Genomic DNA, 12294 nt, shown 5'->3' with positions numbered 1-12294 from the left:
TCCGATGCGTGTATGGTTTTTGAGTGCTGGCCTGGCCTTGTTGTGCATGGCCCAGAACGCAGCGGCGGGTACTGTCCTGATCGTTGGCGATAGTATCAGCGCCGGTTTCGGACTGGATACCCGCTTGGGGTGGGTGTCGTTGCTCGAACAACGGCTCAAACAGGAGGGTTTCGACGATAAAGTGGTCAATGCCTCCATCAGTGGCGACACCAGTGCGGGAGGCCAGGCGCGGCTGCCAGCGCTGCTTGCAGAGCATAAGCCGGAGCTGGTGATCCTCGAACTGGGGGGTAACGATGGTCTGCGTGGAATGCCCCCAGCGCAATTGCAACAAAACCTTGCTGGCATGATTCAGCAGTCGAAGAAGGCGGGGGCCAAGGTGCTGCTTTTGGGTATGCGCTTACCGCCAAATTACGGTGTTCGCTACACGACTGCTTTCGCTGAAGTATTCCCCAAAGTAGCCGAAGAGAATGACATTCCCTTGGTGCCTTTCTTGCTGGAGGGCATAGGTGGCGTGCCTTCCATGGTTCAGAGTGATGGAATTCACCCTACTGCTGAAGCTCAGCCTCGGCTGTTGGATAACGTGTGGCCGATGCTGAAGCCGCTGCTTTGAAGTAATCCCTGAGAGGATCAGGAAGGCCCGATTGTAGGGAGCCGTCGTTGGGCCTGTCCAGAGCTTTTGTAGCAGCTTTGCCCCACCTTTGTCCCATCGTTGAGGGTCCTTATCGCCTGCCTGCGAGGGGGCCCTATGGCGCCTGCGCGAGGGCACACGGGGGAACCTGAGCCTGTAGATGCAATGAGGAGGTCATTCCCAGATTTTCTGTATTTTCTCGTTAAGGCCCCTTGAAAAGCCCATACAGCCGGGTGACGGTAGTTACCGCCCAACAAGGCCAGATGGACAGCCACGCAGACCAGATAGGCAGCCTGTAGCCGTCCATTGGGTTTCTCCTTAAGGTTATTTCTTGCGGCGCTCAGCGGCCTTCCTACGGGCTCTCTCAGCGATAGCGGTATTGATCTCCTGCGCCTTACCTTGGAGCCACGCAAGGCCCTTGGCAGTGACCCGGAAACCATCGTCATTGCCATAGCTCACTGAGCAGGACTTGAAGAAGCCCCCAGCGAATCCTGTAGCGGACGGCTTGAGGATCGTTTTGTACTCGGTCGGGTGATCCTTGGAGATGAAGCGTTGGATGTGGACCAGATACTGTTTAGCCAGTTGAGGCTTGGTCACCCCAGCCATTCGACAGGCTTCATTCCAAGGGACACCGTTACCGGCCAATCGGCGATCTACGAGATCAACCTTAGGGATGGCCTTTGCGAGCTTGGTGTCTGCTTCAGCGGCTGCGAGTAGAGCCATACGGGCGCTCAGAATGGAGTCGTTGCGCATTGTCACGAAGGCATGAACAACCATCAGATAGAAGTCAGGTGAGACCCACATGGCGTAAGCGATGGTCCCGGCCTCGGTTGCCCATGTGCCTGGATTGGCGCCACCATGAGCAAGATGGAAATTTCCACTATGGTCGAGAGCAGTTCGGATCTCGTTACTCCATTGGCCAGGTCGCTTAGCATCAGCAAGGCTCAAGGTCTGATGGATTTCATTGAGGCTCCACAGGCCATCAGTGTTTGGCTTGAAGGTGTGCCCCTCGATAGCGATAGGCAGCAGAGTGTCGGTGGTGTTGTTCATGTCCATTGTCGATTTCCTTTTGGTAGCGCCCTTCAGGTCGCACCCACAGCCGGTCATCCAGACCCCGACAAAGGGAACCGGCGTGGCATGAAAGGCGCTATCAGAAGAACTGGATTGGTTGATTGCCCAGCGACGGGCAAATAGGTTGGTCATTAATTGAACACTGCCCAGATTTGGGCTGAGTTAGCTCCAACCGATCTCACGTTGGGTCGGCTTTACGGGGCTCTTTTGGGTAAGCGGTCAGCGTGATGCGTGCAATCATCGGGAAGGCCACAGCCTCGATCTGGAGACCATCAGCATGGATCCTTCAAATTGGTCGAACTGGTCTCCAAAGGTTTATCTTCTATACATGCGGCGGTAATTCAATCGCTCCCAAAGTCCGAAGGTCGTGATGCAACTTGGCTAATTCATCGGTGCTTGGCTGGGTCAGTTCGTCGACGTTTTCCCAGTCGCGGTTACCGGGCTCGTGGATTTCCTCCATGTTGAGAATCAGCGATTTGGGCCTGGCCTTCATCATGTGCGGGATGATTAGTTCGATTGCCTTGACGTATCTTTGGGCGTGTCTTTCCGACAAGCGTAGAGTCTGGCTGACAGATTCCGATGTCACCTTTTCGAGCATCTCAAGGATGACCACGAGATTCCGAACGGACAACGGCATGGATTTCCCGCCAGTACCGGTTCGTCGGTCATACCAGTCCAACCGTGCGATGCCCTCAATAATGTCCATCGCGAACAAGGGATAACGACCATAACTGGTGGGTGGGCCGATGAATACATGGAAAGGATTGGCGATTGACTTGGGCGGTCTGCCTCGGTTGCTGGGGGTGATCTCGTTGGATGGCTTGGGCTTGATCTGGATGCGTCCCGTTCGAGCTGCAATCAGGGCATCGGCTCGGGCTGCAATTCGCTGCTCCAGTTCATCAAGCTGGTTGGACGTGAGTAGGGTGATGATCATGACAGGCCCCTCCTGTTGGCTGATCAACAAGCGGGAGTGCCTGTTGCCATAGTGAGGGGTTTTGCATAGCCGGATACAGTGAGGGCTTTTGCAAACCCAGCAGAGGACCGCAGGTGAGGTGCAAGCGCGACCCCATCCCATCGCATTACCTGAGTTGGAATCGTCGTGTGGTGAGCGTTTTAGGAGATCGATTTTTCGGGTGATTGGAGGAGGGACCGCGCTGGGTGGTCAGGTAAAGCTTGGAAGGACTGACATAGTGAGGGTTTTTCGAAGCCCGTCAGATTGAGCCGGTTCGATGCAACTTCAGCCCCACCCATTGGCATTGCCTGGGTGAGGATCGTCGCCTGACAAGCGTTACACGAAGTCGATTTTTCTGGCTGTCAGCTCAGGACTGTGGAAACAACTCCGTTGGTCTTCTCAACGGTCCAGCATGCCCGAAAAACGCCTGCGCGAACGCTACGGGTAAGCCAATCGCTCGCATCGAGGTGTTGTGCTGCTGACAGATTTGAAGCCAAAGTCAGAATGGGATTAGGTGCTTGCTGTAGCCGAATTTAACACCTGATGCGAAAAAGCCCCCGCACTCTCGCTGTTTTGTGCAGCTCTGGCACTCAGGCGCGTACTCATTCTTCCAGTCGCTGATTGATTTGCGGTAGTAGGGCTGGATGTCTGGATTCACCAAGCACAGCTGATGGTTATAGACCGAGATATTCATGCCGTACTTGGCCAGAATGCCAACCGATTTGCTGAGCGTGTCTTTGTACTCGACTGGGTCGATCCACAGCTCATCGAGATTGGCCCTGGTGAAGCCCATCATCTCAAGGCCCATCAGCGCTACATGGTCAACAAACAGCAGATTACGTGCGATGAACTCACACAGTTCAGGCAGGCGCTGCACCGATAGCTTGTGAATGACGACTCGGATCTCAACTTTCTGGCCCAAGCGCTTCAGATTGAGAATGCCCTGAATGGTTTCATCGAATGCGCCTTGGGCCTGGACGATGTAGTCATGCAGCGTCGGATCGTCTGAGTAGACAGGGATTCCGATCATCGCGTCGGGCAATTCAATCTGCGCATACTTTTCAGCGAACGCTGGGTCTTTGAAGCTGCGCCCGTTCGAGAGAATGTGGATTGCGGTTCTCGGCAGATAACTTTTTGTCAGGCTGATGATCTTAAGGAAGCGCTCCCGATTGGTTGTCGGCTCGCCCCCAGTAAACCCCAGTTCGCGGGTATCTTTTGGAATAAGTGGAATCAGGCTCTCGATTTCGTCAAGTATCCACGAGTCATCAGCTGCCTTAGGCGGTTGTGAACACATAAGACAGTAATGATTACACTGCTCGGTGACCAGGATGCTGTTGTGCGGCGACGACGCTCGAAATAGCACGCTAATGCTCTGTCGATCTGCTGAAAGCCGGATAACGTCACCGTCACCGATGTAGCTGTAGTCATTCGGTAGGATCGAGTAATCAGAGTCGGAAGGCAGTACCTCAACCAACTGCCGATGTTTCTCAAGCAGAAGGTAGTGCGCGAATCCTCGGGGGATCTCCTGATCGGAAACCAAGTAGGCTATTTCCCGTCGCAAGACTTCAGGCAAATTCCGGCTGGTCGACACCTTGAGCAGAGTGAGGTCCCTATGAACATCAACCGCATGGATGCGGATAATCTTTCCGCCGAGTTTCAGCATCGGTTGGCCCAACCCATAAAAATCCGTTTTGTTTGCTCATCACTTCCCATCAGCTCAATGAGATGCTTGAAAATCGCCATATTTCGCTTGCAGAAAGAGGACTCAGGTTTTCTTGCTACCACGTCCTTGTGAATGGCGTGATGGTAGACGGGCTCCGCTCCACAGTAAGGTTCAAATGCACAGTCAGAGCACATTGGAGCGCTTAAGGTGAAAGAGTTTTCCAGTGCATCCAGAAGCTGATCAGAGAGGATGATCTCCTCATACGAGTGCTCAAGAATGTTGCCCAGACGGAACGTATGATCACCCATTTCGGCAAGCATACGGCTTTCATCTGAGGCGTAGACCGATCCGTCGTAGTTGAACACGATGGCTGCGATACCAGCACCGGCAGGGTTCATCAAATCAACAAACCCAGGGTCCCCTGATGTCAGCATTTTTGTCAGCACGAGCGAAGAATACTGCTCTACAAATCGTATGCCGGACTTGTTTAGCTCAATGATGTACTCAAGGCCTTCCTTGTAAAATTCCAGCCAGCGCTCCGTGTCATACGACATGAATTTTTTGGTCTTGATCGCAAAACCGTAAGGGGAGAGCGTGCGGAGGAAGATGCCATCAAAGCCCAGACGCAAGTATTCATCAATGATGTCGCGTGCTCGTGGCAGGCTTATATCTGTGGTTGTCATCAGGGCTGACACTTGGTCATAGCCGAGGGCTGCACGGGCTTTCTTCAAGCCTTCCTCGAAACGCTGATGACTATCTCGGGCTGGTCGTGGGCGATTTGCATTATGCAGATCCATTGGCCCGTCGAGCGAAGATGAAAGCACGATGTTGTGCTGCTTACAGAAGTCGAGCACGTCATCGGTCAGTAGCGAAAGCGTGGTCGCAATGACGAACTGTAGGTCACGTCCTTCCTTGACGTTACGTTTTTTGGCCTCAAGAACAACGTACCTCACCATCTCGAAGTTCAGCAGCGGCTCGCCACCCTGAAATTCAATTTTGATGGCTGGATTGGGAGACCTAAAGACGAAATCCAGCGATTTGTCTGCCATCTCTGTGGTCATGTCGAATTCGCCTTTGCTCTCCGATTGCCTTGAAACCTGGCAATATGGACAGCTATGGTCGCACCGAAGAGTCACTACAAAGATATGCAGATTGGTGAACTCGGCCAGCCTGGACAATCGCGTGCGAATCTTGAGTGCCAGGAGCTGAAGTGGTGCTTGCTCATTGGTGAAGCGAATGAACTGCTTGGACCGAAGCGTAGGGATTAGCTCTGATGAGAGCGGAAGCGTCTTGCTAATGATCGGTTCCAGCATCGGCACCGGTATGACATGAAATTCGCCTGCCATGTTGGTAATGACATACTCGTCGTCATTCAGGCGGTCGAACTTAAAGGGCAGCAACTCGTAGGGACGTTGCTGCGCGTAGAACTCCAGCTTTTGGAATTTACTCACTAATAAGCCCGGTTTTTGAAAAGGCCAGTCCGAGGATCAGGTTCTTGATCGGCTGCGTCTCAACTGCCAATCGGTGGCGCAGCTGATAGTCGAGCACATCCTTCTTGAACTCTTGGATGGCAGACAGAAAGGACGGCTCGTCCACGCCGATATTCGATGACAAAGCGCAGATAAACTGTCCCTCATCGGGTGTGATATCAACCGTCAGGGCATTGATCGATCGATAAGCAGCTTTCTGCAAAACCTGTGCGTCATAAAGCCGCTCATCAAAGACGAGCGTATGAGAGAAAGCCATTATCGACCCGAGTAGTGGGAGCTATGGGAGCTGTGCGAAGAGTGGGAGCTATGGGAACTGTGGTAAGCCATCAGTTGCCCCTGATCCCCGCGCTTGAGAACGAAGGCGAACAGATCATTGCCACCGCGAACAGAAAGATTCTCGCTTTGAGCTTCAGCTTGAAATGTGTTCTTGGCTTCTGAGCTGGGCTCGACAACGTCATGAGAAGTTAGGGCGGAAGCCTGTTCTGTAGCTATGGCTGCGGCCAGAGTGGCCAGGGGAACCAGGAAGGAGCGCTTTTTCATTGCGGGATATCCCTATCGCTGTGATGGTTATTTGGTTAGTCTCGGTGACGCGCATCTATGATGTCAATGTGCAATCGATTAATGGCGTTTTTCGCGGTGACAATCCGACGGATGGCTCTCAGCGTGGGTAGCTTGTAGTACAGCCTTATGCAGCGTCCTGCTGAGCTCAGCTCGTTACTGGCGCCAAATATCCTCGTGCTCCCGCTGGGTCTATGCCTTGAGCACCTTCTTGAGTTCCTCAGCGAGCTTCCCTACAGGAATTGCAGAGCCATAGGTCCCGAATGTGATGGTGCGCGATGAGTGCCCGGTGATGGCTTGAGCGAAAGCTACGGGAACCCCTTCAGCTTGCAGGGCGGACGACAAGAAGTGTCTCAGCGAGTGCAGCGTCTGGGTTGTCTCACGGGTCTCCCCAAGGATTTCCTTCATCAAGAGACCGAGGTTCTTACTGGCCTTCACTGGATTGACGCCATGATCAGAAGGTAGGGCGCCCGCTTCGACAGCCTTGAGGAACTCTTTCAGCTCAAACGTGTTGAATGCGCCGTCAATCAGGGGAATGGTTCGGTCGCTGTGCTTGTTCTTGATCGACTTGTTGGGGCCATTTTCATTGATATGAATGCACCAGAGGCCATCGACCTGCTTGATGTCCTGCTTGGTCAGGTAGGCGATCTCTCCGACACGAGCCCCAGTGATTGCCAGAAGGGACAGGCCCCAGCGTTCCCATGAGTCGGCTGGCAGTTTTGCCGAATGGTTCATGAGGGCGACTACTTGATCCTTGGTGAAGCCTTCACGCTTGCTATCGGTTCCCTTGGTCAGTTTGAGATTGGAGGTGTAAGCCTTGGTCAAGTAGTCGTTATCCACTGCCCAGTCCATGACGGTCATCATCTTGGTTAGGATGTTGTTCACGGTTGAGTGTTGACGACCCACAAGCAAGGCCGTCCTGATTGCCACCATGTGGTCCCGGTTGTGGTTCCTCAAGTCCGTCAATCCGGTTTCCTCAAAGGCGCCCTTGATGGCCTTGTAATTGACCAACATGCTCGCCTTGGTGGAATCCTTGATGTTGACGCTGTGCTCGGTCAGGTACTGGTTGGACAGGTAGTCCCACGTTAGGGGCTCTTGAGGCGGTAAAACAGATAGGGATGGAGACGAGGCTACAGGCGTGCTACAAGCTTCGCCCTTGAGGTCCCTTACGATCTCGACCAGCTTCCCCGGTCGGCCTTCCAAGCGCTCCTGAGCTGCCTCAAGGATCTCCAATGCCTTGCTCACGGCCTTTTGCTGATTGACGCTCAGCGGTAGCTTGGCGCTGGCCTCACGGAGGGCAACATGCTGCTCATCGTGGATCATCTCGTAGGCCACCAAAGAGCCATCCCCATGGGCCATCGTTAAGCAGCTTTCAGCAATGTCTACCAGACGCTCACGGAGTTCGTCCCAAGTGGCCGCTGGGTTGTCGAAGTGGAAGGCCTTGAGGGTCTGGAGGATTTCTTGGGAGATGGTCATTGCGGTGGCCTTGTCGGTAGTTCTGAGCGATAGCGTGAAGAAGCCCTTAGCGGTGCCCTGAGGTCGGAGCCGAAGGTAATAGCGACCAGACCGACGATAGTGGTACGGCTTGGCGAGGGCGGTTTGTAACAGGTTTGTCCCACTTTGAGGATGTTTGGAGGTGGTCATTAGTCGGAACCCTTGAGTTTATTGGGTTCCTGTCCTCAGGGAGGGATTGCAACAAAATCTTGCCTCGATGATCGACAGCTCGCGCCAGAGTGGCGCCAAGGTGCTGTTGCTCGGCATGCAACTGCCGCCCAATTACGGCAAGCGCTACACCGAGGCTTTCGCCGAGGTCTACGGCAAACTCGCCGACGATAAAAAGATCCCGCTGGTGCCGTTTTTTCTCGAAGGCGTTGGTGGGCATCCGGACCTGATGCAGGCTGACGGCCTGCACCCGGCAGCCGGGGCTCAGGGCAAGTTGCTGGAAAATGTCTGGCCGACGCTGAAACCGCTGTTATGAGGCTTTTCTAGTGGCAGGCTTTCGGCTAATGTGGCGCCCCCTTATTTGGAGCCCCCGATGCCGCGTCCTGCCTGGTCCCTGTTTGCCTACCAACTGATCGAGCCTGACGAGCAGCTGGACCTGTTCGCCTGCCAGGAAGTGCGGGTGCATCTGGTGACGCGTCAGCTGGAGCTCGGTGGCTCGGCGGATCGCACACTTTGTGGGAGTCTGCTGCCGGCACAACCGCGCTGGTCGAGCGTCGACCGCCGGGTGTTTCAGGATCAGCGCCTGTGCTCGCTGTGCCGGGCGATTCTGGAGTCGCAGAAGCGCGGCACCTCGCCGATCTGGCCTGAGTTGCGGTTCGAGCTTTAAGGTCAAAAGATCGCAGCCTGCGGCAGCTCCTACAGGGGGAATACATTCCAAATGTAGGAGCTGCCGAAGGCTGCGATCTTTTCAAGACGCGACACGGTCTATCGGCGTCTCTCCCGAATCCCCAAGCCGCGGTGTACAATCGCGCCCTTATACCCTTGATGATCATGCGAAGGATTTTCCGGATGTTGCCGCGCTTTCCTGCCGTCACCCGCTGCCTGTCACTTGCCGCCCTGTGTGTGGCCGGTCCCGTTGCTGCATTGGAGTTTCCCTTGCCTCCGCCCGGTGAGGACATCATCGGCCAGGTGCAGGTGATCAAAGCCAAGTACGAAGACACGTTTGCCGATCTGGGCACCACCTATGATCTGGGCTATTCGGAAATGGTCGCGGCCAACCCGGGCATCGACGCCTGGCTGCCGGGCGCCGGCACCGAGATCGTCCTGCCGACGCGGTTCATCCTGCCGCCGGGCCCGCGTGAAGGCATCGTCATCAACCTGGCCGAATACCGCCTCTACTACTACCCGAAAGGCCGGGACGTGGTTTACACCTTCCCGTTGGGCATCGGCCGTGAAGGCTGGGGGTCGCCAATCGCGCACACCTCGATCATTGCCAAGACGCCGAACCCGACCTGGACGCCTCCGGCCTCGATCAAGGCGGAACACGCCGCCGACGGTGATCCGTTGCCCAATGTGGTGCCGGCCGGTCCTGACAACCCGCTGGGGCCGTTCAAGTTCACGTTGGGCACGCCGGGTTACCTGATCCACGGTTCGAACAAGAAATTCGGCATCGGTATGCGTACCAGCCACGGTTGCTTCCGCATGTTCAACAACAACGTGCTGGAAATGGCCAGCATGGTGCCGGTCGGCACGTCGGTGCGCATCCTCAACGACACGTACAAGTTCGGTCGCAGCAATGGCAAGGTTTACCTGGAAGCGCACACGCCGATCGACGACAAGGGCAACCCGTCAGTGGTCGACAAGCACACCGCGGTAATCAACGCGATGCTCAAGCGTGAAGACGTCACCAATAACCTGCGTATGGATTGGGATGTGGTGCGTGACGTGGTTGCGGCCGAAGATGGTCTGCCTACCGAAATCGGCACGCCGAATGCGGCAGCGCCGATGGTCTCGAGCACACCGGTCGAACTGCAGTAACAGCCCTGACAAAACCCGCCGATGCGAGCAGCGTCGGCGGGTTTTTTATTGCCCGGACAAAAACTCCAGGCACAAAAAAGCCGACCCAAAAAATGGGTCGGCTCGATAACAATCCCGAAGGACTATTACTTGCGGCTAGCTTTTTCCAGCATGCGCAGAGCACGCTCGTTAGCTTCGTCAGCAGTCTGTTGTGCTTTTTGAGCAGCAGCCAGAGCTTCATCAGCTTTACGGTAAGCTTCGTCTGCACGAGCCTGGGAGCGAGCAGCTGCGTCTTCAGTAGCGGTCAGACGTGCTTCGGTTTCTTTCGATGCGCTGCTGCAACCGGTAGCCAGAACTGCGGCCAGAGCCAGAGCAGAGAATTTCAGAACGTTGTTCATCGTGTTCCCCTTCAAGGACTTTCAATTAAGTGACTGTCTCCTCACGATTGAGGAAATAGCCGGCGTACATACTACCCATTACTTGTAGTAAGTAAACTGACGTAGCGCAAGAAGCAAAAAAAATTGTAGGCGCTGATTCTTTTTCGAGCAACTTTTAACTGCACTGGATAAAAAACATCCAGCTACAGGCCCCGTACAGAGCGACTCAATCAGAAAAAGTTCCCTTTGTGATGTGTTGTTTTCGCAGTTTTGTCTAAAGTCTTTCTAGATGAATTCGTCCACACTTTTGTTCCGATTCTGCGTGCTGCTTCGCTTATCTTTGTGCATGTTGAGGTGACTTTAAAAAAAGGTTCCGCGTCTTAAGTCTCAACATCCGGCAATGTTCAGGTGAGCGCCCCGGGAAGATTGTTTCCCAGGTCACCTCTGTATCCATCGAAGCAACCGCCGCCAATCGGCTTGATGACGAGCGTACCTTGAGCATTTTTGCCAATGGCGCCTACTATTTATCAAGTGCTCGGTTGCGCGAGATCGGTGTGGCTCTTCTCGGTGTCCATCAGGCACGGGGTGGCGTAGCTGTTCCTTCGCCGGAAAAACATCGGTAAGGTAGGGGTCAGAATTCAAGACCCGCGAGGAGTAGTGATGAGCGAGGCGTTGTCCATCCACCATGACCAGGCTGGTCATCAGTTCGAGACCAATGTGGACGGTCATCGTGCGTATCTGACCTATATGGATCTGGGGAAACAGACCCTGGATATCTATCGCACGTTCGTGCCCAACGCCCTGCGTGGTCGTGGCATCGCTGCTGCGCTGACCGAAAGCGCACTGCAATACGCCGAGGAAATGGGCTACACGGTGATCCCGTCGTGCTCTTACGTCGAGCGCTACATGGAGCGCCACCAGCGCCGCGCCGCGAAGATCTGAACCGCGTACACACAAAAACGCCGGGCAATGCCCGGCGTTTTTTTATGCCTGCGAAACGCTGTCAGGTGCGCTCACGCTTGGGCAACACATCCTTGAGCTTGGCGTGCATGCTGCGCAGGGTGGTCTCGGTCGCAGACCAGTCGATGCAGGCATCGGTGATCGATACGCCGTATTGCAGATCGGCGAGGTCTTTCGGAATCGCCTGGCAGCCCCAGTTCAGGTGGCTTTCGACCATCAGGCCGATGATCGACTGGTTGCCCTCGAGGATCTGGTTGGCGACGTTTTCCATCACCAGTGGTTGCAGGGCCGGATCCTTGTTGGAGTTGGCGTGGCTGCAATCGACCATGATGTTCGGCTTGATCTTCGCCTTGTTCAGCGCTTGTTCGCACAGGGCGACGCTGACCGAATCGTAGTTCGGTTTGCCATTGCCGCCGCGCAAAACCACGTGACCGTAGGCGTTGCCTTTGGTGGTGACGATGGACACGCCACCTTCCTGGTTGATACCGAGGAAACGGTGCGGGCTGGAAACCGACTGCAGGGCATTGATCGCCACGGTCAGGCCGCCGTCGGTGCCGTTCTTGAAGCCGACGGCCGAAGACAGGCCGGAAGCCATTTCACGGTGAGTCTGCGATTCGGTGGTCCGCGCGCCAATGGCCGACCAGCTGATCAGGTCCTGCAGATACTGAGGGGAGATCGGGTCGAGGGCTTCCGTCGCGGTTGGCAGACCTTTTTCGGCCAGATCCAGCAGCAACTGACGACCGATGTGCAGACCGTCCTGGATCTTGAACGAGTCGTCCAGATACGGATCGTTGATCAGGCCTTTCCAGCCGACGGTGGTGCGCGGCTTCTCGAAATACACACGCATGACCAGATACAGCGTGTCGGAGACTTCCTCCGCCAGCACCTTCAGGCGATCGGCGTATTCGTGGGCAGCCTTGATGTCGTGGATCGAGCACGGGCCGATCACTACGAACAGACGGTGGTCGGTGCCATCAAGAATGTTGCGAATGACTTCGCGGCCCTTGGTAACGGTGCGCAGGGCAGCGTCGCTCAGAGGGATATCACGCTTGAGCTGATCGGGAGTGATCAGGGTCTCGTTAGAGGCGACGTTTAGGTCGTTGATCGGTAAATCAGCCATCGTTTACTCGTCAGGT

At 55.1% G+C, this 12294-nt stretch carries 13 protein-coding genes and 1 pseudogene; 5 read left to right on the top strand and 9 right to left on the bottom strand.

Translation table 11 applies throughout. The annotated features are described in order from the left end of the window. Positions 1-4: 4 nt before the first annotated feature. A complete protein-coding gene (locus EL257_RS18990; protein WP_172604504.1) occupies positions 5-610 on the top strand; it encodes an arylesterase in 606 nt (201 codons plus the stop codon). Between the two features lie 342 nt (positions 611-952). Here the strand turns inward: EL257_RS18990 and EL257_RS18985 are convergent, their stop codons facing one another. The 7 genes from EL257_RS18985 to EL257_RS18955 form a co-directional block, all read right to left on the bottom strand. Continuing rightward, positions 953-1831 (bottom strand): hypothetical protein, encoded by an 879-nt coding sequence (locus EL257_RS18985; protein WP_197722575.1) that lies wholly within the window; start codon positions 1829-1831, stop codon positions 953-955. Between the two features lie 190 nt (positions 1832-2021). Continuing rightward, positions 2022-2633 carry a hypothetical protein gene (locus EL257_RS18980; protein ID WP_126365204.1) on the bottom strand — a complete coding sequence of 204 codons (612 nt, stop codon included), beginning with the start codon at positions 2631-2633 and terminating at the stop codon, positions 2022-2024. Between the two features lie 517 nt (positions 2634-3150). Next, complete coding sequence (gene hxsC, locus EL257_RS18975; protein ID WP_095007812.1) at positions 3151-4314, bottom strand: His-Xaa-Ser system radical SAM maturase HxsC; 1164 nt, start codon at positions 4312-4314, stop codon at positions 3151-3153. Continuing rightward, positions 4308-5765: a His-Xaa-Ser system radical SAM maturase HxsB gene (gene hxsB / locus EL257_RS18970; RefSeq protein ID WP_126365202.1), complete on the bottom strand. Its 1458-nt coding sequence runs from the start codon at positions 5763-5765 to the stop codon at positions 4308-4310. Before hxsB ends, hxsC begins: the two co-directional genes overlap by 7 nt. Further along, complete coding sequence (hxsD, locus tag EL257_RS18965; RefSeq protein WP_095007814.1) at positions 5758-6060, bottom strand: His-Xaa-Ser system protein HxsD; 303 nt, start codon at positions 6058-6060, stop codon at positions 5758-5760. The genes hxsB and hxsD overlap by 8 nt, the downstream gene beginning before the upstream one ends. Further along, positions 6060-6344 (bottom strand): His-Xaa-Ser repeat protein HxsA2, encoded by a 285-nt coding sequence (gene hxsA2, locus EL257_RS28490; RefSeq protein ID WP_095007815.1) that lies wholly within the window; start codon positions 6342-6344, stop codon positions 6060-6062. Before hxsA2 ends, hxsD begins: the two co-directional genes overlap by 1 nt. A gap of 210 nt (positions 6345-6554) precedes the next feature. Continuing rightward, a complete protein-coding gene (locus tag EL257_RS18955; protein ID WP_126365200.1) occupies positions 6555-8006 on the bottom strand; it encodes a tyrosine-type recombinase/integrase in 1452 nt (483 codons plus the stop codon). Positions 8007-8052: 46 nt separating this feature from the next. On the opposite strand from EL257_RS18955, the pseudogene EL257_RS18950 reads away from it, so the two are divergent. The 3 genes and pseudogenes from EL257_RS18950 to EL257_RS18940 form a co-directional block, all read left to right on the top strand. After that, positions 8053-8340: pseudogene (locus tag EL257_RS18950) on the top strand (arylesterase); the annotation flags it as partial. 57 nt (positions 8341-8397) lie between these two features. Continuing rightward, positions 8398-8691: a hypothetical protein gene (locus tag EL257_RS18945; RefSeq protein ID WP_003226812.1), complete on the top strand. Its 294-nt coding sequence runs from the start codon at positions 8398-8400 to the stop codon at positions 8689-8691. Positions 8692-8873: 182 nt separating this feature from the next. Beyond that, a complete protein-coding gene (locus EL257_RS18940) occupies positions 8874-9842 on the top strand; it encodes a L,D-transpeptidase family protein (RefSeq protein WP_126365198.1) in 969 nt (322 codons plus the stop codon). A gap of 125 nt (positions 9843-9967) precedes the next feature. Here the strand turns inward: EL257_RS18940 and oprI are convergent, their stop codons facing one another. Next, the gene (gene oprI, locus EL257_RS18935) at positions 9968-10219 is read right to left on the bottom strand and encodes an outer membrane lipoprotei OprI (RefSeq protein WP_003183784.1); all 252 of its coding nucleotides are present in this window, start codon (positions 10217-10219) and stop codon (positions 9968-9970) included. A gap of 639 nt (positions 10220-10858) precedes the next feature. Between oprI and EL257_RS18930 the strand changes: the two genes are divergently transcribed. Further along, positions 10859-11140, top strand: a complete 282-nt coding sequence (locus EL257_RS18930) for a GNAT family N-acetyltransferase (RefSeq protein WP_003226804.1) — start codon at positions 10859-10861, stop codon at positions 11138-11140. 61 nt (positions 11141-11201) lie between these two features. On the opposite strand, the gene EL257_RS18925 is transcribed toward EL257_RS18930, so the two are convergent. Then, the gene (locus tag EL257_RS18925) at positions 11202-12278 is read right to left on the bottom strand and encodes a 3-deoxy-7-phosphoheptulonate synthase (protein ID WP_126365196.1); all 1077 of its coding nucleotides are present in this window, start codon (positions 12276-12278) and stop codon (positions 11202-11204) included. Positions 12279-12294 lie beyond the last annotated feature (16 nt).

The organism is Pseudomonas fluorescens (assembly GCF_900636825.1).
In the GTDB taxonomy this organism is placed as follows: Bacteria; Pseudomonadota; Gammaproteobacteria; order Pseudomonadales; family Pseudomonadaceae; genus Aquipseudomonas; species Aquipseudomonas fluorescens_BG.
This window is presented reverse-complemented; position numbering and strand designations above follow the sequence as displayed.

Coding starts and splice junctions, on each gene's coding strand:
- EL257_RS18990 (WP_172604504.1), top strand. CDS start 5: ATGCGTGTATGGTTTTTGAGTGCTGGCCTGGCCTTGTTGTGCATGGCC.
- EL257_RS18985 (WP_197722575.1), bottom strand. CDS start 1,831: ATGACCAACCTATTTGCCCGTCGCTGGGCAATCAACCAATCCAGTTCT.
- EL257_RS18980 (WP_126365204.1), bottom strand. CDS start 2,633: ATGATCATCACCCTACTCACGTCCAACCAGCTTGATGAACTGGAGCAG.
- hxsC (WP_095007812.1), bottom strand. CDS start 4,314: ATGCTGAAACTCGGCGGAAAGATTATCCGCATCCATGCGGTTGATGTT.
- hxsD (WP_095007814.1), bottom strand. CDS start 6,060: ATGGCTTTCTCTCATACGCTCGTCTTTGATGAGCGGCTTTATGACGCA.
- hxsA2 (WP_095007815.1), bottom strand. CDS start 6,344: ATGAAAAAGCGCTCCTTCCTGGTTCCCCTGGCCACTCTGGCCGCAGCC.
- EL257_RS18955 (WP_126365200.1), bottom strand. CDS start 8,006: ATGACCACCTCCAAACATCCTCAAAGTGGGACAAACCTGTTACAAACC.
- EL257_RS18945 (WP_003226812.1), top strand. CDS start 8,398: ATGCCGCGTCCTGCCTGGTCCCTGTTTGCCTACCAACTGATCGAGCCT.
- EL257_RS18940 (WP_126365198.1), top strand. CDS start 8,874: ATGTTGCCGCGCTTTCCTGCCGTCACCCGCTGCCTGTCACTTGCCGCC.
- oprI (WP_003183784.1), bottom strand. CDS start 10,219: ATGAACAACGTTCTGAAATTCTCTGCTCTGGCTCTGGCCGCAGTTCTG.
- EL257_RS18930 (WP_003226804.1), top strand. CDS start 10,859: ATGAGCGAGGCGTTGTCCATCCACCATGACCAGGCTGGTCATCAGTTC.
- EL257_RS18925 (WP_126365196.1), bottom strand. CDS start 12,278: ATGGCTGATTTACCGATCAACGACCTAAACGTCGCCTCTAACGAGACC.